Origin of the sequence: Neorhizobium sp. NCHU2750 (genome assembly GCF_003597675.1) — a bacterium.
GTDB lineage: Bacteria > Pseudomonadota > Alphaproteobacteria > Rhizobiales > Rhizobiaceae > Neorhizobium.
Map to the genome: position 1 here is coordinate 1,941,456 of NZ_CP030827.1, position 24,523 is coordinate 1,965,978.

Consider the following 24,523-nt stretch of genomic DNA (forward strand, 5'->3'; position numbering starts at 1 on the left):
ACCTCTGATGGAGTATGACATGGACGTTAACGCGGTCACCGATCGGGGACAAATGGTTTTCCGAGCGAAGCCGGCGTGTTGATGAGCGTCGTGCGGCGATTATGCGAAATGATGATCAGCACGACAATAGTTGCAACATAGGGAAGAGCAGAGAGAAGCTGCGACGGAATGGCCACCCCAATATTCTGGGCAAGCAGCTGCGCATGCAACTGGCCGATGCCGACCGCACCGAAGAGATAGCCGCCGGCCAGAACCCGCCACGGCCGCCAGGAGGCGAACACGACGAGCGCCAGCGCGATCCAGCCGCGACCGGCCGACATGTTCTCCACCCATTGCGGCGTGTAGACGAGCGAAAGCTGCGCGCCGGCAAGCCCGGCGCAGGCGCCACCGAACAGAACGGCGAAATAGCGGGTGCGCACCACATTGATCCCGAGCGCATGGGCAGACCCGTGATTGTCGCCGATCGCCCGGATTTTGAGACCCGTCCGGCTTCTGAACAGGAACCAGTTGATGCCGATGACGAGTGCCACCGACAGGTAAAAGATCAGGTCTTGGCTGAAAAGCACCTTGCCGAAGAAAGGAATGTCGGAGAGAAGCGGAATGACGATCGGCTCGAGCCTGACGCCCGGCATGCCGACGAAAGCCTCGCCGAGCTGGCCCGACAGGCCGAGCCCCAGGATCGTCAGCGCCAGACCCGTCGCCACCTGGTTTGCCACCAGGGTCAGCGTCAGGAAGCCGAAGAGAAGCGAAAACAGCGCACCGCCGACAATGCCGCCAATGATGCCGAGATAGGGCGAGCCGGTCAGCTGTGCCGCGGCAAAGGCCGCCACCGCCCCCATGATCATCATCCCCTCGACGCCGAGATTGAGCACGCCTGCCCGCTCGGTCACCAGTTCGCCGAGCGCGGCAATGACGAGAGGCGTGGATGCGGTGATGATGGTGAGAAGGATCGCTTCGAACATCAGCCCTTGCCCTCCGAGCCTTTGAGAGAACCGACAATCAGTCTGATCCGGTAGTGGATCAGCGTGTCGCAGGACAGGACGAAGAACAGGATCAGACCCTGGAAGACGCGGCTCGCCTTGTCGGAAATGCCGAGCGACAGCTGCGCCGCCTCGCCGCCGAGATAGGTCAGGGCCAGCACGAAGCCCGAGGCGATGATGCCGAGCGGATTGAGTCGCCCGAGAAAGGCGACGATGATCGCTGTAAACCCGTAGCCCGGCGAGATGATCGGCTGGACATGACCGATCGAACCGGAGACTTCCGAAATCCCGGCAAGGCCTGCCAGCGCGCCGGAGAGCAGCATCGAGAACCACACCATGCGGCGGCCCGAAAAACCGGCAAACCGCCCTGCCCGCTCAGACTGTCCGAGCACGGACACTTCGAACCCCTTGAGCATGAAGCGCATCATGAACCACAGCGCCACGGCGGCGACGATGGCAAAGACGATTTCAAAATGCGCCCGGCCGGAACTGAGGATGGCCGGCAGCACCGCCTCGTCCTGAAAACTCTTCGTCTGCGGGAAATTGTAGCCCTGCGGGTCGCGCCACGGCCCGCGCACCAGCCAGTCGAGAAACAGCTGGGCGATATAGACGAGCATCAGGCTCGTCAGGATTTCGTTGGTGTTGAACCGGGTCTTCAACAGCGCCGGAATGCCCGCGTAAAGCGCCCCGCCGATCATGCCCATGATCAGCATAAGGGGCAGGATGATCGGCGAATGCCATGCGGGATTGAGGACCGGCAGTATCGAGCCGGTGATCGCGCCGATCGTATACTGCCCTTCGGCGCCGATATTCCAGTTGTTGGACCGGTAGCAGACGGAAAGGCCGACCGCGATCAGGATCAGCGGCGCGGCCTTCACCGCAAGCTCATGCAACGACCAGACTTCCAATAGCGGCTCGACGAAATAGATATAGAGCGCGCCGAGCGGGCTCTGTCCGAGCAGCCAGAACATCACGCCGCCGGCGACAAGCGTCAGCACCAGTGCGATGAGCGGCGAAAGCACCGCAAACAGCGTCGACGTGCCGGCTCGTTTCTGTAGTTCAATGCGCATGTGCGCCCTCCGGAGTGGACGGGGCGGTATCGAGCCCGGAATGGCTTTCGTGAATGCCGCCCATCAACAGGCCGATCTGTTCGAGCGTCAGTTCGCCCGCCGGATAGGGCTCGGACAGTTTGCCGTCGGAAATCACGGCAATCGTCGTGGCGATTTCGAAGATCTCATCGAGATCCTGGCTGATCACGATCACCGCCGATCCGGCTCTTGCCAGATCGACCAGTGCCTGGCGGATACGGCTTGCCGCCCCCGCATCGACGCCCCAGGTCGGCTGGTTGACGACCATGACGGAAGGCTGGCGATCGAGTTCGCGGCCGACGATGAACTTCTGCAGGTTGCCGCCGGAAAGCGATCCGGCCGAGGGATCGTCGCCGCTCTTTCTGACGTCCATAGCCGAACAGATGCGTCGCGAAGCTGAAAGGATCGCATCGCGCCTGAGAACCGACAGAAACCCGCCAGCCAGAAACGCTTTCTTGTCGGAGGCGGCGCGCGCCAGAAGCAGATTGTCGGAAAGCGGCAGCGCCGGAACGGCCGCATGGCCATGCCGCTCCTCGGGTACGAAACCTGCGCCGAGAAGCCGCCGCGCGTTGATCCTCAGCCGCCCGACCGGCTTGCCGCGCAGCCGAATGCCGTCATTGTCGGAGATCGGGTATTCACCCGACAGCGCATCGAAGAGTTCCGACTGGCCGTTGCCGGCAATACCGGCGATCGCCAGCACCTCCCCGGCATGGACCTTGAGCGAGATATCCTTCAGCGATACGGCAAACGGCGTGCGCGACGAGACCGACACAGTGTCGACCTCGATCAGCACCTCGCCCGCCTCGGCAAGGCCCTCGCGCTTCACTTCCGCCACTTCGCTGCCGACCATCATCCGGGCGAGCGATGCCGGCGTCTCCTGTTTCGGATCGCAGGCCCCCGTCACCTTGCCGTGGCGCAGCACGGTAGCGCGGTCGCAGATGCGCCGGACTTCCTCCAGGCGATGGCTGATATAGAGAACCGAGCGCCCCTCGGCTTTCAGCCGCATCAGCGTCTCGAACAGGCGTTCGGCCTCTTGCGGCGTCAACACCGAGGTGGGTTCGTCGAGAATGATCAGCTTCGGGTTTTGCAGAAGCGCCCGGATGATCTCGATGCGCTGGCGTTCGCCGACCGAAAGATCGGCCACATGGGCCGAAGGGTCGAGCGGCAGGCCGTAAGCTCTTGAAACGGTCGCCGTCTCCTCGGCGATCTTGGCAAGCGGCGTGCCCGGATCGAGCGACAGCGCGATGTTTTCGGCGACCGTCAGCGCCTCGAACAGCGAGAAGTGCTGGAAAACCATGCCGACGCCGATCTTGCGCGCGGCACCGGGAGAGGAAATCTGGACCGGGTTGCCCTCCCAGGAAATCGTCCCGGATGTCGGCTGCAATACGCCGAACAGCATTTTCACCAGTGTCGATTTACCCGCGCCGTTTTCACCCAGCAGCGCATGGATTTCGCCGTGTCCAATGTCGAGATCGATCTCGTTGCAGGCCGCAAAGCTGCCGAAGAGTTTCGTCACTCCTCGCACAGACAATAGCGGGCTTGCCTCAGCGCCCTCGGAAACCGTCACGGAACCCCCTTTTATATGCAGTACCGTCCGTTGCAGCGCTGCATCTGCTTTCGTTTATTGAAATGAATTGGCAGCCACCCGGATTTTTGCGGGCAGCCGCTTGATATTGATACCGTTTTTGCAGACTTCCACAACATCAAAGAAAGAGTGGCATGCGTCCGGTCGCCTATTTTCCAAGATCGGGAAAAAGCTGCAGCACGCCGCCGATGCAATAAAGATAAATACCGCTGATCACCACGCCCCAGATCACCCAGTCGGGGGACTGGAAATGCAGGAGCAGCGAATAGCCACCGAGCGCGCACCAGATCAGGCAGATGCCGAGATTGAGCGGCCGCAGGCGCTTGACGCGCACGGGATGGAGAAAATTGATCGGCAGGAAGGTCAAGACCACCGAGACCGAGACGACGATCAACGCCGTCGTCGCACTCGCATCGATGACGAACAGGGTAAACACGACCATGTTCCAGACGACAGGAAAGCCGGAAAAGAAATATTCGTCCGTCTTCATGCCCATGTCGGCATAGTAGATCGCACTCGACACGACGATCGCACCGGCCGCGAAAAACGACCATGGCTCGCCGATCATGCCGCTCTGGTAGAGCGCAAAGGCCGGCAGAAGCACATAGGTCACATAGTCGATGATGTTGTCGAGCGTATCACCGGACCAGTTGGGCAGAACTTCCTTGACCTTCACCTTGCGCGCGATCGGCCCGTCGATGCCGTCGACAAGCAATGCCAGCCCGAGCCACCAGAACATGTCGACGAACCGGTGTTCGGCCGCAGCAACCACGCCGAGAAAAGCCAGAAAAGATCCCGATGCCGTCAGCAGATGGACGGAGAACGCGCGAATTTCCGCATAGGGCACGGCCCGATAATTGAAGATTCGTCTGAACACGCGCCCGCCCTGCCTTTTTTCTGCCTGTCGGATATGCTGCGAATCCTCATATATTGCAACCGGTAGCCTGCTGCCTCACGGGTTTTGCACCGCTAACGCCGATCATTTTTTAGCCTGCTTCTTTTCCGTGGATCGCAGCCGTCTTCCGCACTACATAGACGTCAATCAGGAATTGGATGAGGCACATGCAGCATTACGAGATCGCGATCGTCGGTGGTGGGCTGGCAGGTTCGGTGGCAGCCCTTGCTCTTGGCAGGGCCGGGCGAAAGGTCTGCCTCGTCGCAGCTCCCGTGACCGGAGACGACGGCCGCACGACGGCGCTGATGGACCAGTCGGTGCGCTATCTCGAACGGCTTGGCATCTGGGACAGGATCGCCCCCTCGACAGCAGCCCTGTCGATCATGCAGATCCTCGACGGCACGAACCGCCTGCTGCGTGCCCCGCCGGCACAATTCCGCGCTAGCGACATCAGCCTCGCCGCCTTCGGCTACAACATTCCCAACAAGGCGCTGGCCGAAGTGCTGGATACGGCACTTGCCGCAGAACCCAATGTCACGCGCATCGCAGAGACCGTCGCAAGCGTGGCTGTCTCGACCGACAAGGTGTCAATCTCGACGGCCGACGGCGAAATCATCGAGGCGGATTTCGTCATCGGCGCCGATGGCCGCAAGTCGATCACCCGCGAAGCTGCCGGCATCGGCGTCAAGACATGGTCCTACCCCCAATCGGCCGTGGTGCTGATTTTCAGCCACACCCTGCCGCATGGCAACGTCTCCACCGAATTCCACACCGAAAGCGGTCCCTTCACCCAGGTGCCGCTGCCCGGTTCCCGTTCGTCTCTCGTCTGGGTCGTGCGCCCGGAAGAGGCAGCCCGTCTCGTCGCCCTACCCCTGGACGAACTGTCGGCGACGGTCGAGACCCGCATGCAGTCGCTGCTCGGCAAGGTCACCGTCGAGAGACAGGCACAGGCCTGGCCGCTGTCGAGCATGATGGCCGAGCGCTTCGGTTCCGGCCGCGTCGCCCTGATCGGCGAGGCCGCCCACGCCTTCCCGCCGATCGGCGCGCAGGGCCTCAACCTGTCGCTCAGAGACAGCATGACGCTTGCCGATCTCCTCTCCGCCACCCGCGACAAGGCCATCCCCGCCGATGCCGGCGACCGCTACAACAGGCGCCGGCGCGTCGACGTGATGAGCCGCACCGTCAGCGTCGATCTGTTGAACCGCTCGCTTCTGTCCGATTTCCTGCCGGTGCAGATGGTCCGCACCGCTGGTATCCATGTGCTGAACGCCGTCTCGCCCTTGCGCAACGTGCTGATGCAGGAAGGCGTGGAGCCCGGCCGTGGCGTCAAGAACCTCGTCATGGGACTGGGCAAGGGCCTGAAAGCCGGCCTGAAGCAGCAGATCCGACGCTAGAATCGCCTGAGGACAATCAGCCGATCTGCATCAGGATCGGAAAGGTTTCCTGGAACCAGATCGCCGCCGAGCTGACGAAGCCGAAGATGAAGGCGAGCCCGGTGACGATCAGAAACGCGCCCATCACCTTCTCGACCGTACCGAGATGGCGGCGGAACCGCGTCAAGAACCGCATGAACATGCCCGAAAACCCGGCTGCGATCCAGAACGGCACGGCAAGGCCCAGCGAATAGATGGCAAGCAGCGCCGCCCCCTCGCCCACCGTATCGCGCGAGGCCGCCACGCCGAGGATCGCGCCGAGTACCGGCCCGATACAGGGCGTCCAGCCGAAGGCGAAGGCAAGCCCCATCAGATAGGCACCCGACAGCGTCGCCGGCCGGCCCGACGACTGGAACCGCGCTTCCCGCGACAGAAAACCTATCCGCAGCAGCCCGAGAAAATTCAGACCCATGACGATGATGATCAGCCCGCCGATCTTCGACAACAGATCGAGATGTTGGCGAAGCAGCACGCCGATCGTCGATGCGCCCGCGCCCAGCATGACGAACACGGTCGCAAAACCGAGCGTGAAGAACACCGCCGAACGCAGGACCGCCGCCCGCGCCGGTGCGGCCTGCTCCGCCGACTGGCCGCGGAACTGATCGACGGAAATGCCCGCCATGTAACAGAGATAGGGCGGCACCAATGGCAGCACGCAGGGCGACAGGAAGGACAGCGTCCCCGCGATCAATGCGGTAAAGATGGAAATTTCTGCAATCGACACGCATTCACTCCGGTCGTGAGGCTGCCATCCTTCCGGCAGACCTCGATGAAACCGCCATTAGGGGCAGTCAGGCACGCCGGCCATCTGCGGCCAGCGACGCGGCACGGCGCTGTAGCGCCGAATGCCCAACGATGCCAATCACCTTTTACCGGTTCATGCGAAAAGGGTCTGACGACGCCTTTTTTGCTGTTTTAGCGGGTTGACCGCAAGATGTGACCTGCATATGTATCGCGCACTTTCGAAGAGCGCCCCGGCGCCAATGGTGAGAGAGCATAGCTCAGCCGGTAGAGCAACTGACTTTTAATCAGTAGGTCCAGGGTTCGAATCCCTGTGCTCTCACCACGAAAGCGATGTCAGCCTAGACATTATCGGCAACGATCTGCCCCTAAGACATAGCTAACAAGCTCGCGGCGAACGGGTTGTGAACTCCACCGCTTGAGTTCGGCACCTTATTTCCACAAGCCTTCAATTTGCGAAATCAGATAAATCACTTCGTAAGAGGCGGCTTGTAAACATCCGGTGATGACGCAGAAACACACTGTTGCATTTCTTTTATTTCACCAGGCATTTCCCATTTAGGCTGATGACCACCAGAGGAACATCTTCCGGGCTTCAGTGTTATCTCCGCCTAAGGAGTTTTCGATGCGATTCATTTTTGTCGTTCTGATCTGTTCGGTGCTGAGCATTCTGGTGTTCAAATATATGAACCAGACGCTCGGCGATCAGCAACTCATGGCCTCGCCGGATGAGTGGTCGGCCAAGAGCTGACGTGCAACGGCTGACCATCCGGAACATTTGCACGGCCGAAGTGTTCTCCTGTTTCCAAGGAGAGACCGGATGCGAAACAGCCCACTGGTGATTTTCCTGATTGCTCTGATCATCGGCGCCTCGATCGTCACCTTTGCTACTCCAAGGCCGGCACCGGCATCGATCGCCAAGTCTGATCGTCTTGCCGGCGCAAAGTCCCAGATAGCCTTCCTCCCCGAGCGATTTGGCGTCGCAAGCGGCGGGTGATCGTCAATCGGCCTGGCTAGGCCGACGATGATCGGTGGCTCGCCACCTGCCCGGCATGTCCGAAATGGAACTCTTTAAGGAATGGCAGTTTGCTAAAGTGCCCTGGGCACCAGCAGAAACGGCATCTGAACGGCGGTCGACGCCCTTCGCCCCGAAGTGTCTTCGCGACGGAGAATGATGCGGCCTATAACTACGGTCACGGGCCGCATCGCGACGAAAATATCAATACGCGGAGGCGTCGCGGCCTTCCTCGGCAAATGCATACTGCAGTTCCATCTGCACCGCATTCATGAAAAGCGCGGCCTGATGGCGGATTTCGTCTTCGTCTACACCCTGCGCCCGGAACCCCTGCGCAAACTGTGCCATTTCCGAACGCCAGAATCGGTTTGCTTCCTCACCATGAAGACGCTGGAGAGCGTCGGCGCATCGCCTTACATCGGCGGTCCGCCTGTCGGCGGGGAACTGCAACAGTGTCATGCCATCTCCATATTACTGGGGTCGAATCACCCCGATATGAATGCACCTTCGACGCTAGACCTTCACAATTGGTGAACCCGCCGAAAACGTTATGGTTCCGATTCAACATCTTGCCGTCTCATTTTCGGACAATATGTTAGGATCGAAGCGAGCCGACCGGGTCAGGCACAACGCCCCGCCAGCCCGGCGCAAGCCGAAGCATGCATCCATGTCCCACACGTCATGAGGACAAACGAAAGGGACATGAATGTCTGAGAAACTCGATCACACCGCCCAGCCTTCCGACCAGTCGATCGCACTCTTCCTGCAGGACAACGACATGGACGGCCTGACCGACATTCTGGTCGAGGCGCTCTTCCAGGCCCTCAGCATCATGGATGATGAGACCGTCTACGAGACGGTGCACTGACATTGGCCCTGCGCCGGCTGCGCGCCCCGGACGAGGGGTAACAGGCAGGGATCAATGCCGTAGAATGAAGTGACTGCCCGAAGAATCAGACGCACATCGGCAAGGTTGCGACGCTCTTCGGGCAAGGTCCACTGGCAGCGCCACCCCGGAATCACGCTGGAACCTTTTGAATGACCCCTGCACTCACCCCGTTCCTGACCATCGGACTGCTCATTCTCTCCAATGTCTTCATGACCTTCGCCTGGTACGGCCACCTGAAATTCGAAAACAAGCCGCTCTATATCGTCATCCTGGCCAGCTGGGGCATCGCCTTCTTCGAATATTGCGCCCAGGTGCCGGCCAACCGCATCGGCTACGGCTATTTCAATGCCGCCCAGTTGAAGACGATCCAGGAAATCATCACGCTCACCGTCTTCGTGATCTTCTCCGTCTTCTATCTCGGCGAGAGCTTTCACTGGAAACAGGCGATCGGCTTCGGCTTCATCGCCATCGGCGCCTTCTTCATCTTCACCAAATAAAGCCGAAAGGCGGTCTACCCGCCCCTTCATGCGGAGACGATTCGTCCCCGCTTAAAAAATAAATCCTTTTCCCGACAAAGGCTTGCCCGAAAATCGTCTCGCCTTTCGTCCCCGCCCCGCCCGGCTGCACCACAATCTGATCGTCATCGGATGGAAACCGGGTTCGCGAACCGGCCTCCTCCTCGGGTTCGAAGAATTCGGTTTCCGGTGATGGTCGGTGAAATGCGGTCGAACGGGAACTGACACGTCTCGCAGGATCGGATGAAGCGGCCGGGGCAGGGAGACCACACTCTACCTTATACCCCTATACCACTGCCTGCCCCATTCCCTTCTCAAAACCATGCCGGCCACGCCCGCATGGGCAAAGCCGATTGCCCTTCGCACGCAGCACGTCCGGCATCAATCATCAGTTGTCGACCCATCGTCACGCAGGCGTTTTGTCCGCTCTCTTCCTTTTCATCTCGCACGCCTTCTATTCCGCGCAAGATTGTTCTAGAGACAGTGCTCCATCCGCCGGAACCGGTGGGCGAACTGTCTCTAGGTATGTTGATCGATGCTTGATTCTCTCAGAAACGCAGCCCGCTCCTGGGTCGCGAAGTCTCTGCTTCTGCTCCTCGTTGCGTCCTTTGCAATCTGGGGCATATCCCAGTCGCTGATGACGTCGACCTCCAGCACGGTCATGACCGTCGGCGACCAGGAGATCTCCGCCGATCAGTTCCGGCTTGCCTATCAGCGCCAGATCGCCAATCTGAGCCGCCAGTTCGGCACCCAGCTGACACCGCAGCAGGCACGTTCCTTCGGCATCGACAACGAAGTCCTGACCCAGCTTGCCGCAGGCGCAGCCCTCGACCAGTTGGCCAAGGACATGCATCTGGCGCTGTCCGAAGACAAGCTCGCCAACCTCATCGCCGAGGACCCTGCCTTCAAGGGTGTCAACGGCCAGTTCGACCGCAACCTCTTCACCTCGCGCCTGCGCAATGCCGGCCTGCGCGAAAACGACTATATCGCCGAGCGCAGCAAGGTCGCCACCCGCAGCCAGATCGTCGAGGCCGTCTCCGATGGCTTCAAGCCGCCGCAGGTTCTGGTCGACGCCCTCAAGCAGTATCGCGACGAAGGCCGCACGGTCGATTATCTGCTTCTGTCCAACGCCAATATCGATCCGGTCAAGGCCCCTGCCGATGACGTGCTGTCCGCCTGGTTCGACAAGAACAAGACCAAGTACCGCGCCCCGGAATACCGCAGCTTCGCCTATGTGAAGCTCGAGCCGTCCGATATCGCCGACGCGTCGTCGATCACCGATGACGAGCTGCGCGCCGAATACGACAAGCAAAAGGACAGCTACAAGACCGAGGAAACCCGCACGATCGAGCAGCTGACCTTCCCCAACAAGGAAATGGCGGATGCCGCGGCAGGCCAGCTGCGCGAAGGCAACACCACCTTCGACCAGATCATCAAGGACCAGGGCAAGACCCCGACCGACGTGCTGCTCGGCGATTTCACCAAGGCAACCGTGCCGGACCAGAAGCTTGCCGATGCAGCCTTCAAGGTCTCGGCCAATGGCGGCACCACGCCCGTCGTCCAGGGCACGTTCGGCCCGGTCATCCTGCGCGTCAGCAATATCCGCCCCGAATCGACCCGTTCCTTCGATGAGGTCAAGGACGAGCTGCGCAAGAAGATGGCGGTCGCCGCCGCCTCGCGTGAGATTGCCAGCGTCCATGACAAGTTCGAGGACCTGCGCAACGGTGGCGCAACGCTGGACGACGCCGCCAAGCAGACCAACCTGAAGCTCGTCACCGTTACCGCCGACGCCTCCGGCCAGAACGAACAGGACCAGCCGGTCACCGGCCTGCCGGCAGCGAGCAACCTGCTGATGGAAGTCTTCCGCGCCGAGCCTGGCCAGGACACCATTCCCGTCGATCTCGGCAATAGCGGCTATGTCTGGTTCGAAGTCCGCAACGTCACCCCCGAGCGTGACCGCAAGCTGGACGAGGTGCATGACAAGGTCGTCGCCGACTGGACCGCCGAACAGCAGCGCGAAGCGCTGACCGCCAAGGCGAACGAGTTGAAGGCCCGCCTCGACAAGGGCGACACGCTTGCCACCATCGCCGGTGAACTGGGGATTGCGGTCGAAACCAAGACCGGCCTGCACCGCAATGCCGAAGATCCGATCTTCGGCCAGGAAGCGATTGCCGTTGCCTTTTCCGGCCCGGTCGACACGACAGGCACCGCGATTGCTGCCGACCGCGAAAGCCGTCTGCTGATGAAGGTTACCTCCGTCGACCAGTCTCCGACCGACGCGCTTGCCAACGACCAGCAATTGCAGCAACTGGCAGGAGCAGCTGGCGACGACATGCTCGACCAGATGGTCAATAGCCTGAAGCAGCGCTACGGCGTCTCCGTCAACCAGGCGGCGGTGGAGCAGTCGACCTCGTCAATCCGGTAAGACAAGACGATCCAGCCCAAGACGGGCCAGCACAGAAAACGGATCCCGCGCAATGCCCGACTTGAAGCCATTCCTCGCCAAGGTCGCCAACGGCCAGTCCCTCAGTCGCGAAGAGGCGCATGACGCCTTCGGCATCCTGATGTCGGGCGAAGCGACCCCCTCGCAGATCGGTGGCTTCCTGATGGCATTGCGGGTCAGGGGCGAAACGGTGGCGGAAATGACCGGTGCCGTTTCCACCATGCGGGCAAAGATGCTGCGGGTCGAGGCGCCCGCCGATGCCGTCGATATCGTCGGTACCGGTGGCGACGGCGCCGGCACCTACAACATCTCGACGCTCGCATCGCTGATTGCGGCCGGCGCCGGTGTCTCGGTCGCCAAGCACGGCAATCGCGCGCTGAGCTCCAAATCCGGCACGGCCGATGCCCTGTCGTCGCTCGGCGTCAATCTGGATATCGCTCCCGACCTCATCGCCCGCTGCATCCGCGAGGCCGGTATCGGCTTCATGTTCGCCTCCATGCACCACGCGGCCATGCGCCATGTCGGCCCGAGCCGCGTCGAGCTTGGCACCCGCACCATCTTCAACCTGCTCGGCCCGCTGTCGAACCCGGCCGGCGCCAAGCGTCAGTTGCTCGGCGTCTACTCGCCGCAATGGCTGATGCCGATCGCCGAAACGCTGCGCGAAATGGGCTCCGAGACGGTCTGGGTCGTCCATGGCGAAGGCCTCGACGAGATCACCACCACCGGCACGACAAAGGTCGTCGCACTGGAAGACGGCAAGATCCGGTCCTTCGAACTGAAGCCTTCAGATTTCGGCGTGGCACCGGCAACGCTTGCCGACCTCAAGGGCGGCGACGGCGCCTATAATGCCGCGGCATTGCGCGCGGTGCTTGGCGGTGCGAAGAATGCCTATCGCGACATTTCACTCTGCAATGCGGCCGCAGCCCTGGTTGTTGCCGGCAAGGCAGAAACACTGAAGGACGGCATGTCGCTTGCTACCGCCTCGCTCGACGAGGGCAAGGCAGCGGCAGCACTCGACCGTCTCGTTGCGGTTTCCAACGAAAGGGACTGATCTATGGCCGATATCCTGAAGAAGATCGAAGCCTACAAGCGCGAGGAAATCGCCGCCGCCAAGGCATCCGTCTCGGTCGAAGAGCTGAAGGCGCGTGCGGCCGACCAATCCGCGCCGCGCGGCTTCCTCAATGCCCTGCGCAGGAAGAAGCAGGCCGGCGAATTCGGCCTGATCGCCGAGATCAAGAAGGCAAGCCCGTCCAAGGGCCTCATCCGCCCGGATTTCGATCCGCCGGCGCTGGCCGCCGCCTACGAGGCCGGCGGTGCCGCCTGTCTCTCCGTCCTCACCGACAAGCCGAGCTTCCAGGGCGCGCCGGAATTCCTCGTCCAGGCCCGCGCCGCCTGCGCCCTGCCGGCCCTGCGCAAGGATTTCATGTTCGAGCCCTATCAGGTCTATGAAGCCCGCGCCTGGGGCGCCGACTGCATCCTGATCATCATGGCCTCGCTGTCCGATGACGAGGCCCTGTCGCTCTACGAGACGGCCGCCGAACTCGGCATGGACAGCCTGATCGAGGTACATGACGAGGAAGAGATGGAACGGGCGCTGAAACTGCCCTCGCCGCTTCTCGGCGTCAACAATCGCAATCTGAGAACCTTCGACGTCGATCTCGCCAACAGCGAACGTCTGGCCTCCATGGTCCCGGCCTCTGCCGACGATAAAGAGTATCTTCTGGTCGGCGAGAGCGGCATCTTCACCCATGAGGATTGCCAGCGCCTGAAGAAGGTCGACATCAGCACCTTCCTCGTCGGCGAAAGCCTGATGCGCGAGGAAGACGTCGCTGCCGCCACGCGGTTGCTCCTGACCGGTAAGGCAGAAACGCTGGCGGCCGAGTGATGTCGAAGCCGCACGAAGGTCTCACCCATATCGATCAGGCCGGCGAGGCCCATATGGTCGATGTCGGCGACAAGGCGGAAACCAGCCGTTCGGCCACCGCCGAGGGTTTCGTGCGCATGAAGCCGGAGACGCTGGCGCTGATCCTTGAGGGCAATGCCAAGAAGGGCGACGTCATCGGCACGGCAAGGCTTGCCGGCATCATGGCCGCCAAGAAGACCTCAGACCTTATTCCTCTCTGCCATCCGCTGATGCTGACCAAGGTTTCGGTCGATATTACCGAGGACGCATCGCTTCCCGGCCTGCGCGTCAGCGCCACGGCGAAGCTAACCGGCAAGACCGGTGTCGAGATGGAGGCGCTGACCGCCGTCTCCGTATGTTGCCTGACGATCTATGACATGGCCAAGGCCGCCGACAAGGCCATGGAAATCGGCGGCATCAGGCTGATCGAAAAGACCGGCGGCAAGTCCGGTCACTACCAGGCGGATGCCTGAGGAGATTGCATCATGGCGCTTCTGCCTCTTTCCGACGCCAAGGCCCGCCTGCTGTCCCGCGCCGTTCCTCTGACCGATGTCGAACATGTTCCGCTCGGTGAGGCTGCCGGCCGCATTCTTGCGTCGGACATTGCCGCAAATCTCACCCAGCCCCCCTTCGATGCCTCGGCCATGGACGGTTACGCATTGGCCGCCGCCGATGCGCCTGAGGTCGGTTCCGAACTCGATGTCGTCGGCAGTGCCGCCGCCGGCCATGCCTTCGACGGCAGGCTGGAACGCGGACAGGCGGTGCGCATCTTCACCGGTGCCCCGGTGCCGGAAGGTGCCGACACGATCCTCATCCAGGAGGATGCCGAAAGGCTCGATGGCGATCGCATCCGCACCACGTTCGCTGTCACTCGCGGCCGCCACATCCGCCCCCGCGGCCAGGATTTCGCCAAAGGCGAGATCGTGCTGAAGGCGGGCACGCTGATCGACTTCTCGCACCTGACCGTCGCCGCCGCGATGAACCATCCGACGCTTCCCGTGCTGCGCCGGCCCAAAGTCGCCATCCTTGCCACCGGCGACGAACTGGTCCAGCCGGGCGGCAATCCGGCGCCCGACCAGATCATCGCCTCCAACACGTTCGGCGTCGCAGCGCTTGTCCGCGACAATGGCGGCGAGGTTCTCGATCTCGGCGTCGCCCCCGATCGGGTCGATGCGATCGAGGCTGCGATAAAGCGCGCCCGCGACGCCCATGCCGATATTCTCGTCACCCTCGGCGGCGCTTCGGTCGGCGACCACGATCTTGTCCAGTCGACGCTGAAATCCGTCGGCATGGAACTCGATTTCTGGCGTATCGCCATGCGCCCCGGCAAGCCGCTGATGGTGGGCTCTCTGGGTGACATGCATGTGCTGGGCCTGCCTGGAAACCCGGTGGCCAGCATGGTCACCGGCATGCTCTTCGTCGAACCGCTGCTGCGCCGTCTCGCCGGCCTGCCGGAGCGCCGACGCGAGGTGGACGGCATCACCGCCCGCACACTGGCGCCCAACGACCAGCGGCAGGATTACCTGCGCTCCAGGATCACCCGCGACACTGACGGCAATCTCGTCGCCGATGCCAATGCCAAGCAGGATTCGTCGATGATGAAGATTTTCGCCCATGCCGATGGCCTGATCGTGCGCGCCCCGCATGCACCGGAACTTGCTGCCGGCTCGCCCTGCAAAATCCTGCTGATCCGCCCTTTTGACTGATCCGGATGGCAGCCTGATCCGTAGCCTTGGGCATCAATGCCCAAACGGAGAGCCCCCGTGTCCGACCCGTCACCTGCCCCCGCGATCCTCTGGTTTCGCAAGGACCTGCGCCTCGACGACAATGCGGCCCTGCATGCAGCGCTCGATGGAGGCGGCCCTGTCATTCCCGTCTATGTAAACGAGCCCGACGAACTGAATGTCGGCCCGCTCGGCGGCGCTCAGGAATGGTGGCTGCATCATTCGCTTCACGCATTAAAAAACGCCCTCAAGTCTCTGGGCAGTGACCTTGTTCTCCTGTCCGGCAAGGCGGAAGACATTCTGGCAGATGTCGCGAAAAGGACCGGCGCCCGCACCGTCTATGTCAACCGCGCCTATGAGCGCAACGACATCGACCGCGAGATTGCCCTGGCGTTGAAGGAGAAGGGCATCGCCATCCGCGCCTTTCACGTCCAGCTGCTGCACGACCCGAGGACGATCCGCACCGGCTCCGGCAACGCCTTCAAGGTGTTCACGCCCTTCTGGAACGCCATGCAGAAGCTCCATGAGCCGCATGAGCCGGTCGATGCGCCCTCCGCCATACCGGCACCCGACCACTTTCCCCGCTCGGAAAACCTCGACGGCTGGGATCTCCTGCCGAAGTCGCCGGACTGGGCAAAGGACTTCTCGAACATGTGGACACCCGGCGAGGCCGGCGCATTGCAGAAACTCGAGGAGCTCGTCGACCGAGAATTGCACGACTACAAGCGCGGCCGCGACCTGCCCTCGGTGGATGCCACATCGAACCTTTCCCCCCATCTCGCCATGGGCGAGATTTCGCCGGCGCGCGTCTGGCATGCGGTGCGCGGAATGCCGAAAAAGGCGTCCGAAGACGTCTCGCATTTCCGCCGCGAACTCGCCTGGCGCGATTTCTGCCACAGCCTGCTGATCGAATTCCCGGCACTCGACCGCGAGAACTGGGACGAGAAATTCGACCCCTTCGAATGGCAATACGATGCCAGGGAATTCCGTGCCTGGACGAAGGGGATGACCGGATATCCGATCGTTGATGCCGGCATGCGGCAATTGTGGAGATACGGCTTCATGCACAATCGCGTCCGCATGATCACCGCCTCCTTCCTGATCAAGGACCTGATGATCGACTGGCGAAAGGGCGAACAATGGTTCCGCGATACGCTGGTCGATGCCTGCCCGGCCAACAATCCGGCCAACTGGCAATGGGTGGCCGGCTCCGGCGCCGATGCCTCGCCCTTCTTCCGCATCTTCAATCCGGTGCTGCAGGGCGAGAAATTCGATCCGGACGGAGATTACGTCCGCGAACATGTGCCGGAACTGGCAAGGCTGGAGAAGAAATACATCCACAAGCCCTTCGATGCCCCCGCCCATGTACTGGAAAAGGCCGGGATCGAACTTGGGCGGACCTACCCGAAGCCGATCATCGATCACGGCTTTGCCCGCGACCGGGCGTTAGCCGCCTACAAGGCGCTGAAGGACTGAAGCGACGGCTCAACATCGTACCGGCGTGACTGCCGCTGACGTTTTCATTCTCTACCTCAGCCGCTAATCTTCCTCTCCTGAACGGGAGGAAGATCATGGCCGGCAGAAAAATTGCAGTCGTCGGACTGGGTGGTATCGGCGGCGTCGCGGCGGCCTGCCTCAGCCTGTCGCCGGAAAACGACGTTACCGCCTGCGCCCGCCGGCCGATCGAAACGCTGACCTTCGACCACGAGAACGACCGCACCCACATACCGCTGAGGACCCTGATAGAGCCGCATCACGCCGAGCCGGTCGATTGGGTGATCCTCTGCACCAAGGCGCAGGACAGCGCCTCTGCAGCCCCCTGGCTTGCCAATCTCTGCACGCCGGAAACGACGGTCGCCGTGCTGCAGAACGGTATCGGCCATCAAGAGCGCGTGGCGCCCTTTGCCAATGGCGCGGCGGTGCTGCCGGCGATCGTCTATTACAATGGCGAGCGGCTGGCGCATGACCATGTGCGCCTGCGCCATATCCGCGGCCACGACCTTCTGGTGCCGCAAGGCCCGCTGGCCGAGCGATTCGCAGCACTCTTCAAGGGCACCCCGATCGATGTCGGCTCAAGCGAGCAATTCGTCACCTATCAGTGGCGCAAGCTGCTGATCAATGTCATCGCCAATCCGATCACCGCGCTGACCCGCCAGCGCCTCGGCATCTTCCACCGCAAAGACATACAGGACCTGTCGCTTGCCATCCTGAAGGAAGCGGTCGCAGTCGGCCGTGCCGAGGGCGCCGATCTCAACGAGAACGAGGCCGAGACGATCATGGCCCTGTTTCTCAACTATCCGCCGGAAGCCGGCACATCCATGTATTTCGACTGCCTCGCCGGCCGCCCGCTGGAAATAGAAGCCCTCAACGGCGCCGTCGTCGAAGCAGCCCGCCGTCACGGCATCGCGGTGCCACTGAATCTGACGATGCTCACCCTGCTCAAGGCCGTCAGCGATGCCAATGCGGGCAACTGAGATCCCAATAAAAAACCCGGCCGAAGCCGGGCCAGATTTCAGATAAAGCACTGTCCGCAATGTCGGAGTTTGCTTTGGCCACCACCGGCAATAACATTCTCCCTCATTCCTGTGCCTGTCACAGGAATCCAGTAGCCCAAGTCCTTGGGCGGAAAGACTCTTTTCACGGCGCAGACGCGCCGTAGCTGGATTCCTGTGACAAGCACAGGAATGAGGGAGAGATATAACCGCCTCAACGAAAAAAACCGGCCGAAGCCGGGTCTTTCATTTTAGGTCTTAAACCAGCCGGCTCTGTTCCAGTGCCGCTTCGACGAAGCTTGCGAAGAGCGGATGCGGGTCGAGTGGGCGGCTCTTCAGTTCCGGATGGTACTGAACGCCGATGAACCACGGATGGTCCGGATATTCGACCGTTTCCGGCAGAACGCCGTCCGGCGACATGCCGGAGAATACCAGGCCGCAGCTTTCCAGCTTGTCCTTGTAGTCGATATTGACTTCATAGCGGTGGCGGTGGCGCTCGGAAATATCGGTGGAACCATAGATCTCAGCGATCTTGGTATCCTTCTTCAGCGCCGCCTGATAGGCGCCGAGGCGCATCGTACCACCAAGGTCTCCGGCGGCCGCACGTTTTTCGAGCGCATTGCCCTTCACCCATTCGGTCATCAGACCGACGACCGGCTCCTTGGTCGGGCCAAATTCCGTCGACGAGGCATGCTCTACACCGGCGAGATGCCGGGCAGCTTCCACGACCGCCATCTGCATGCCGAAGCAGATGCCGAAATACGGCACCTTGCGCTCGCGGGCAAACTGCGCCGCCAGGATCTTGCCTTCCGAACCGCGCTCGCCGAAACCGCCCGGAACCAGAATGCCATGGACCTTTTCGAGGTAAGGCGTCGGGTCTTCCTTTTCGAAGACTTCCGATTCGATCCATTCGAGCTTGACCTTGACGCGATTGGCGATGCCGCCGTGATGCAGCGCCTCGATCAGCGACTTGTAGGCGTCTTTCAGGCCCGTATACTTGCCGACGATCGCAATCGTCACTTCGCCTTCCGGCGTGCGGATACGGTTGCAGACCTCTTCCCACTGGTCGAGACGCGGCTTCGGCGCCGGCTCGATGCCGAAGGCGGCCAGAACCTCGTTGTCGAGGCCTTCCTTGTGATAGGCGATCGGCACGTCATAGATATTGGCGACGTCGAGCGCCTGGATGACGGCGGACGGACGCACGTTGCAGAACAGCGAAAGCTTGCGGCGCTCCGCTTCCGGGATTTCCCGGTCGGCGCGCACCAGCAGGATGTCGGGATGAATGCCGAGCGCCTGCAGTTCCTTCACCGAATGCTGCGTCGGCTTGGTCTTCAATTCGCCGGCAGCCGGAATGTAGGGCATCAGCGTCAGGTGAACGTAGACCGCAGTGCCGCGCGGCAGATCGTTGCCGAGCTGGCGGATCGCCTCCATGAACGGCATCGCCTCGATATCGCCCACGGTACCGCCGATTTCGCACAGAACGAAGTCGTAGTCCTCGTTGCCTTCGGTGACGAAATCCTTGATCTCGTTCGTCACGTGCGGAATGACCTGCACGGTGGCGCCGAGGTAATCACCACGGCGTTCCTTGTCGATGATGTTCTTGTAGATCCGGCCGGTGGTGATGTTGTCGGTCTTGGTCGCCGAACGCCCGGTAAAGCGCTCGTAGTGACCGAGATCGAGATCCGTCTCGGCGCCGTCGTCGGTAACGAAGACTTCGCCGTGCTGGGTCGGGCTCATCGTGCCCGGATCAACGTTGAGATAAGGATCGAGCTTCCGCAGCCGAACCCGGTAACCCCTCGCCTGGAGCAAAGCTCCGAGGGCCGCGGCCGCAATTCCCTTCCCGAGGGAAGAAACCACGCCGCCTGTGATGAATACATATCGCGCCATGGGAGTCACCGGTTACCTTTTCACACACGATTCCGCCAGCAGAAATTTCGCCATTCGCTAAAACGGCTGTGGAATCTTCACAAAAGAAAACCGGCAGGCTTTTGGCCTGCCGGAGATTGCAATCGAGATCCGAACCTTAGTTGTTCGGAACGCCGTTCGACGGCGCCGCGGGGGCGGCCGGAGCAGCAGGTGCTTGAGCGGCAGGTGCTTGACCAGCAGGTGCCGGAGCTGCCTGGCCCGACGTCTGGGCAGGGGCCTGAGCCGGAGCCGGGCCGAGCTGGTCGAGAATGCCGTTGCCGGTACCCTGCTGGCTCTGCGGAATGCGATTCAGGATGTCCGTCGGCTGGCTCTGGTAGCGGCTGAGAAGGCCGAGACCGAGCGAGGTGATGAAGAACAGTGCGGCAAGAATGGCCGTGGTGCGCGTCAGGGCGTTGGCCGTGCCGCGTGCCGACATGAAGCCGGAACCGCCGCCGATGCCGAGCCCGCCGCCTTCGGAGCGCTGGATAAGCACCACGCCGACAAGCGCGAGCACGATCATGAGATGGATGACAATCAAAACGGTCTGCATGTATCGGGTCCCTGCCCCATCACCGGAGCATCAGAAAGAGTTTGGCGGCTCTTTACATGAGGCCATCACGCTTTCCAAGCCTTGATTACAAGGTTTCCGCGATCAGCCCCTCATAGACCGAATAGATGGCGAGGAAGTCGTCGGCTTTCAAGCTCGCACCGCCGACCAGCGCGCCGTCGACATTGGCAATGCTCATAAGCTTTTCCGCATTGGCGGGCTTTACCGATCCGCCATAGAGAAGCCGCATGTGCCGGCCCTCGTCGCCAAAGCGTCGCACCAGTTCGGAGCGCATGAAGGAATGGGCGACATCGATGTCTTCCGCGGTCGGTGTCACGCCCGAGCCGATCGCCCAGACCGGTTCGTAGGCAATCACCGTGTTATCGGCGGTCGCACCATCCGGGACCGATCCGCGCAATTGGCGCCGCAACACGTCGAGCGTCGAATAGCTGTCGCGCTCATCTTCCGTTTCACCGACGCAGATGATCGCTGTCAGTTCCGCCTGATAGGCAGCGGCAGCCTTGTCGCGAACGATATGGTCGGTCTCGCCATGATCGGTCCGCCGCTCCGAATGGCCGAGAATGACATGGGTGCCGAAGCAGTCGGCAATCATCTCCGCCGAAATATCGCCCGTATGCGGGCCGGAGACGTTGCGATGGCAATCCTGCGCACCGACCATCAGCGGGCTGTCGGTGCAGAGCGCGGTCGCAACATAGAGAAGCGTCGCCGGCGGGCAGATCAGCGCATCGACGCGATCCGACAATGGCCCCATCACCCCTTCCGCCATGGCCTTGATCTCGCCGAGCGACTGGCGCGTGCCATTCATCTTCCAGTTTCCTGCGATCAGCGGTCGGACATCTGGGCTCATCGGCAGTTGCATCCTCTCTGTGTCACGACTTTTCGGAAAAATCGCAATTCCTGCGTGTATGATCCCGGTATCCGGTTATACAGGCATTCCTTCGTACGCCGAAAAATGACTTTTATTCAAGAGCTTGCTTCGACAAGAAGCCTGCGCCTCACCCGCGCGGGAGAGCCAGGATTATAAATTTAGGAGACAATTGCCAAATTCAATCGGTTCAGCCGTCATACATATCGATTTAAGTCCGCATACCGCTTATTTTTGCGATATTAACACGAAATTGAGCACCTCGCGCCAATCGACCATGCGGATCGGCGTTCCATGGCTTCCCGTCTCAAACAAAGTGAAGCGCGTCGGATACCCTGCCGCCTGCAATCCCCGGTAAACCTTGATCTGCTCTTCGGCCTTGTAGACGCTGTCGGAACTGCCATGGGCAAAATAGAGCGGCAGCTTCAGCTTGGCAAAGGGCGTCGTCGAAAGTCCGGGATCGGGCGGGCCGCCGAGCAGCACCATGCCGCCGAGATAGCGCACCGTCTCCTTGTCGCGCACCACGTTCTGGCAGATGATGCCGCCCATCGACGCACAGGCGAGAATAACCGGCTGCCCGGCCGCCTGCTCGAAGGCATAGCGCACCAGCGCCTCGACATCCGCAGCGCCTGCCTCGTCGAAGGATTTCACGCTGACGGAATAATAGGTGCCGCCATTGCGGGCCGTGAGATTTTTCAGCCGGTTGAAATTGCCGCCGAACATGTAGTCGTTGGCGCCGAGTCGACGGTCGCCGCCGCGACCATGGATGAAGATCACCGCAAACCGTTCTCCCGCCTGCGGTCCGACCCGCGTCACGTCCACCTTATGCTCCCCTGGGTGCTCCCCGAGCGCCAGCGTCTCGTCCTCCTGCACGCGGCGTACGGAGAGGTCCACATAGGCGCTTTTCACCCGGTGTTCGGGCTCCTGGTCGCGCTGGTTGATGTCGCGCATTTCCTGATAGTCGATGACCTTGTAGGCCCCGCCATCGGCCGATTGCAGCACCGTCTGGCGCGAGAACAGATCATCCTTGAAGGGCGGGATCGGACCCGGCTGGGATGCTTGCGGAGACACCTGCGCGGCGGTCTGCTGGGCCAGCGCTGCTCCGCAATCCACCAGGGTCGAGGTCGCAAGAACCATGCCAAAAATGAAATGAACTGTGGACATAGGGGATTTCACGGCGTTCCTGCACTCTCTATGCTTGCCAATGACAGGTCGGATCAGCATGTCTCAGCGTGGTGATTTGCTGTCGGCATCGCGGAAAAGCCGATCTTTTGGCAAAATCGCAAGTGATTCGAAACAGCATTGAGATGGGCATGGCTTCCTCTTCGGCACCTCGGCAGGCAGCAGCGAAAGACCAGATGGACGATAACAGCAACGACCTTTTCGGCGATCTTGCGGCAAATGCCCAACCGGTCAACGCAAAGCCGGCAGCAGTAGAGCCCGCCGCGGCTCCTGCAGCGGCACCCGCCCAGCCGTCCCCGGCCCGCCCTGCCCCGCCGGCCGCACCGGTCACCGCCGGTGGCGATGATTACGGCGCCTCCTCGATCCGCGTTCTCGAAGGCCTCGAACCGGTCCGCATGCGTCCCGGCATGTATATCGGCGGCACCGACGAGAAGGCGCTGCACCACCTATTTGCCGAAGTCATCGATAACTCGATGGACGAGGCGGTTGCGGGCCACGCCAATTTCATCGAGGTCCATCTCGATCTCGAAGGCTGCCTGACGGTCACCGATAACGGCCGCGGTATTCCTGTGGAAAACCATCCGCAGGTGCCAGGCAAGTCGACGCTCGAAGTGATCATGACCAAGCTGCATGCCGGCGGCAAGTTCGACGGCAAGGCCTATGAGACGTCGGGCGGCCTGCACGGCGTCGGCATCTCGGTCGTCAACGCGCTGTCGGACATTCTCGAAGTCGAGGTCGCGCGCAATCGCAAGCTCTACCGCCAGACCTTTTCCCGCGGCATTCCGCAGGGTGGCCTGCAGGAGCTCGGCGACGTCCATAATCGCCGCGGCACCCGCGTCCGATTCCATCCCGACGCGCAGATCTTCGGCGACAATGCCAGGTTCGATGCCGGCCGCATCTTCCGCATGGCCCGCTCCAAGGCCTATCTCTTCGGCGGCGTCGAAATCCGCTGGAGCTGCGATCCGGGCGTCTTGCCGGAAGGCAGCGAGATCCCGGAAAAGGCGGTCTTCCACTTCCCCGGCGGCTTGAAGGACTATCTGGCGGCAACGCTCGGCAAGGAATTCACCGTCACCCGCGAGATCTTTGCCGGCAAGACGGAAAAGACCGGCGGCCACGGGGCGCTCGAATGGGCGATCACCTGGTATGGCGGCGATCCGCAGGTCCATTCCTATTGCAATACCATTCCGACCCAGGAAGGCGGCACCCACGAGGCCGGCCTGCGCATCGCGCTGACCAAGGGCCTGAAGAACTATGCCGAACTGACGCAGAACAAGCGCGCCAAGGAAATCACCACCGACGACGTGATGATCTCCGCCGTCGGCATGCTCTCGGTCTTCATCCGCGAGCCGGAATTCGTCGGCCAGACCAAGGACAAGCTCGCCACCGTCGAGGCCCAGCGCATCGTCGAAAACGCGCTGCGCGACCCATTTGACCAGTATCTTGCCGGCAATCCGAGCGAGGCGGCAAAGCTGCTCGACTGGGTGATCGAACGCGCCGAGGAGCGCCTTCGCCGCCGCAAGGAAAAGGAAGTCAACCGCAAGACGGCGGTGCGCAAGCTGCGCCTGCCCGGCAAGCTTGCCGATTGCTCGCAGAATACCGCGGAGGGCGCGGAACTCTTCATCGTCGAGGGTGATTCGGCAGGTGGCTCGGCCAAGCAGGGCCGCAACCGCACCAACCAGGCCATCCTTCCGCTCCGCGGCAAAATCCTCAATGTCGGATCGGCAAGCCGCGAAAAGCTTTCCGCCAACCAGCAGATCGCCGACCTCGTCCAGGCACTCGGCTGCGGCACCCGGTCGAAATACCGCGAGGAAGACCTCCGCTACGAACGCATCATCATCATGACCGATGCCGACGTCGACGGCGCCCATATCGCCTCGCTGCTGATCACCTTCTTCTATCAGGAAATGCCGGAACTGATCCGCGGCAACCATCTCTATCTCGCCGTGCCGCCGCTCTATGTCATCCGTCAGGGCGGCAAGACCGTCTATGCCCGCGACGACGCCCACCGCGCCGAACTGATGGAAACGGTGTTCAAGGGCAAGAAGGTCGAGATCGGCCGCTTCAAAGGTCTCGGCGAAATGATGGCGGCGCAGCTCAAGGAAACCACCATGGATCCGGAAAAGCGCACGCTTCTTCGGGTCGGCATCGACGAGGTGGATTTCGAAGGCACCCGCGAGGCGGTCGACAATCTGATGGGCACCAAGGCCGACGCGCGCTTCCGTTTCATCCAGGAACGCGCCGCCTTCGCGGAAAATCTCGATATCTGATCAAAAAACGTTGCATGGCATGAGGTTGCATGC

23 protein-coding genes and 1 tRNA gene are annotated in these 24,523 nt (G+C 61.6%); 14 read left to right on the top strand and 10 right to left on the bottom strand.

The features are described from left to right. Positions 1-35: 35 nt before the first annotated feature. The 4 genes from NCHU2750_RS09505 to pcsA all read right to left on the bottom strand — a co-directional run bounded on the left by NCHU2750_RS09505 (position 36) and on the right by pcsA (position 4,530). Positions 36-962, bottom strand: a complete 927-nt coding sequence (locus NCHU2750_RS09505) for an ABC transporter permease (RefSeq protein ID WP_119940215.1) — start codon at positions 960-962, stop codon at positions 36-38. Continuing rightward, positions 962-2,050 (bottom strand): ABC transporter permease, encoded by a 1,089-nt coding sequence (locus tag NCHU2750_RS09510; protein WP_119940216.1) that lies wholly within the window; start codon positions 2,048-2,050, stop codon positions 962-964. The genes NCHU2750_RS09505 and NCHU2750_RS09510 overlap by 1 nt, the downstream gene beginning before the upstream one ends. After that, on the bottom strand, positions 2,040-3,635 hold the full coding sequence (locus NCHU2750_RS09515; RefSeq protein WP_119940217.1) for an ABC transporter ATP-binding protein: 1,596 nt from the start codon (positions 3,633-3,635) through the stop codon (positions 2,040-2,042). The genes NCHU2750_RS09510 and NCHU2750_RS09515 overlap by 11 nt, the downstream gene beginning before the upstream one ends. A gap of 166 nt (positions 3,636-3,801) precedes the next feature. Beyond that, positions 3,802-4,530 (bottom strand): phosphatidylcholine synthase, encoded by a 729-nt coding sequence (gene pcsA, locus NCHU2750_RS09520; RefSeq protein ID WP_119940218.1) that lies wholly within the window; start codon positions 4,528-4,530, stop codon positions 3,802-3,804. Between the two features lie 185 nt (positions 4,531-4,715). On the opposite strand from pcsA, the gene NCHU2750_RS09525 reads away from it, so the two are divergent. After that, a complete protein-coding gene (locus tag NCHU2750_RS09525; protein WP_119940219.1) occupies positions 4,716-5,942 on the top strand; it encodes a UbiH/UbiF family hydroxylase in 1,227 nt (408 codons plus the stop codon). 16 nt (positions 5,943-5,958) lie between these two features. On the opposite strand, the gene NCHU2750_RS09530 is transcribed toward NCHU2750_RS09525, so the two are convergent. Further along, positions 5,959-6,705 (bottom strand): cytochrome c biogenesis CcdA family protein, encoded by a 747-nt coding sequence (locus tag NCHU2750_RS09530; protein WP_119940220.1) that lies wholly within the window; start codon positions 6,703-6,705, stop codon positions 5,959-5,961. A gap of 266 nt (positions 6,706-6,971) precedes the next feature. On the opposite strand from NCHU2750_RS09530, the gene NCHU2750_RS09535 reads away from it, so the two are divergent. The 3 genes from NCHU2750_RS09535 to NCHU2750_RS30435 all read left to right on the top strand — a co-directional run bounded on the left by NCHU2750_RS09535 (position 6,972) and on the right by NCHU2750_RS30435 (position 7,719). Continuing rightward, a tRNA-Lys gene (locus NCHU2750_RS09535) sits at positions 6,972-7,047 on the top strand. Positions 7,048-7,347: 300 nt separating this feature from the next. Continuing rightward, positions 7,348-7,473, top strand: coding sequence for a hypothetical protein (locus NCHU2750_RS31145; protein WP_256377706.1), 126 nt, complete (start codon positions 7,348-7,350; stop codon positions 7,471-7,473). A gap of 69 nt (positions 7,474-7,542) precedes the next feature. Beyond that, positions 7,543-7,719, top strand: a complete 177-nt coding sequence (locus tag NCHU2750_RS30435; protein WP_162939565.1) for a hypothetical protein — start codon at positions 7,543-7,545, stop codon at positions 7,717-7,719. 222 nt (positions 7,720-7,941) lie between these two features. Here NCHU2750_RS30435 and NCHU2750_RS09540 read toward each other — a convergent pair whose 3' ends face one another. Then, positions 7,942-8,196, bottom strand: coding sequence for a DUF6074 family protein (locus NCHU2750_RS09540; RefSeq protein ID WP_119940221.1), 255 nt, complete (start codon positions 8,194-8,196; stop codon positions 7,942-7,944). A gap of 247 nt (positions 8,197-8,443) precedes the next feature. On the opposite strand from NCHU2750_RS09540, the gene NCHU2750_RS30440 reads away from it, so the two are divergent. From NCHU2750_RS30440 to NCHU2750_RS09580, 9 genes are all read left to right on the top strand, one after another. Next, positions 8,444-8,605: a hypothetical protein gene (locus NCHU2750_RS30440; RefSeq protein ID WP_162939566.1), complete on the top strand. Its 162-nt coding sequence runs from the start codon at positions 8,444-8,446 to the stop codon at positions 8,603-8,605. 170 nt (positions 8,606-8,775) lie between these two features. Further along, on the top strand, positions 8,776-9,123 hold the full coding sequence (locus NCHU2750_RS09545; RefSeq protein ID WP_119940222.1) for a DMT family protein: 348 nt from the start codon (positions 8,776-8,778) through the stop codon (positions 9,121-9,123). 553 nt (positions 9,124-9,676) lie between these two features. Continuing rightward, positions 9,677-11,566, top strand: coding sequence for a peptidylprolyl isomerase (locus tag NCHU2750_RS09550; protein WP_119940223.1), 1,890 nt, complete (start codon positions 9,677-9,679; stop codon positions 11,564-11,566). A gap of 52 nt (positions 11,567-11,618) precedes the next feature. After that, entirely contained in the window at positions 11,619-12,635 is a 1,017-nt protein-coding gene (gene trpD / locus NCHU2750_RS09555) for an anthranilate phosphoribosyltransferase (protein WP_119940224.1), read from the top strand. A 3-nt stretch (positions 12,636-12,638) separates the two neighbouring features. Next, positions 12,639-13,469, top strand: coding sequence for an indole-3-glycerol phosphate synthase TrpC (trpC, locus tag NCHU2750_RS09560; protein WP_119940225.1), 831 nt, complete (start codon positions 12,639-12,641; stop codon positions 13,467-13,469). Continuing rightward, complete coding sequence (gene moaC, locus NCHU2750_RS09565; RefSeq protein ID WP_119940226.1) at positions 13,469-13,960, top strand: cyclic pyranopterin monophosphate synthase MoaC; 492 nt, start codon at positions 13,469-13,471, stop codon at positions 13,958-13,960. The genes trpC and moaC overlap by 1 nt, the downstream gene beginning before the upstream one ends. 12 nt (positions 13,961-13,972) lie before the next feature. Continuing rightward, positions 13,973-15,193, top strand: a complete 1,221-nt coding sequence (locus tag NCHU2750_RS09570; protein WP_119940227.1) for a molybdopterin molybdotransferase MoeA — start codon at positions 13,973-13,975, stop codon at positions 15,191-15,193. 57 nt (positions 15,194-15,250) lie between these two features. Next, entirely contained in the window at positions 15,251-16,687 is a 1,437-nt protein-coding gene (locus tag NCHU2750_RS09575) for a cryptochrome/photolyase family protein (RefSeq protein WP_245480375.1), read from the top strand. A gap of 95 nt (positions 16,688-16,782) precedes the next feature. Next, entirely contained in the window at positions 16,783-17,685 is a 903-nt protein-coding gene (locus tag NCHU2750_RS09580; RefSeq protein WP_119940229.1) for a 2-dehydropantoate 2-reductase, read from the top strand. A gap of 276 nt (positions 17,686-17,961) precedes the next feature. Here NCHU2750_RS09580 and pyrG read toward each other — a convergent pair whose 3' ends face one another. The 4 genes from pyrG to NCHU2750_RS09600 form a co-directional block, all read right to left on the bottom strand. Further along, entirely contained in the window at positions 17,962-19,590 is a 1,629-nt protein-coding gene (gene pyrG, locus NCHU2750_RS09585) for a CTP synthase (RefSeq protein WP_205583885.1), read from the bottom strand. A gap of 136 nt (positions 19,591-19,726) precedes the next feature. Next, positions 19,727-20,158: a preprotein translocase subunit SecG gene (secG, locus tag NCHU2750_RS09590; RefSeq protein ID WP_119940231.1), complete on the bottom strand. Its 432-nt coding sequence runs from the start codon at positions 20,156-20,158 to the stop codon at positions 19,727-19,729. Between the two features lie 85 nt (positions 20,159-20,243). Next, entirely contained in the window at positions 20,244-21,023 is a 780-nt protein-coding gene (gene tpiA / locus NCHU2750_RS09595) for a triose-phosphate isomerase (protein WP_119943162.1), read from the bottom strand. A 246-nt stretch (positions 21,024-21,269) separates the two neighbouring features. Then, positions 21,270-22,178, bottom strand: coding sequence for an alpha/beta fold hydrolase (locus NCHU2750_RS09600; RefSeq protein ID WP_119943164.1), 909 nt, complete (start codon positions 22,176-22,178; stop codon positions 21,270-21,272). Between the two features lie 221 nt (positions 22,179-22,399). Between NCHU2750_RS09600 and parE the strand changes: the two genes are divergently transcribed. Beyond that, positions 22,400-24,490, top strand: coding sequence for a DNA topoisomerase IV subunit B (gene parE, locus NCHU2750_RS09605; protein WP_119943166.1), 2,091 nt, complete (start codon positions 22,400-22,402; stop codon positions 24,488-24,490). Positions 24,491-24,523: the final 33 nt, after the last annotated feature.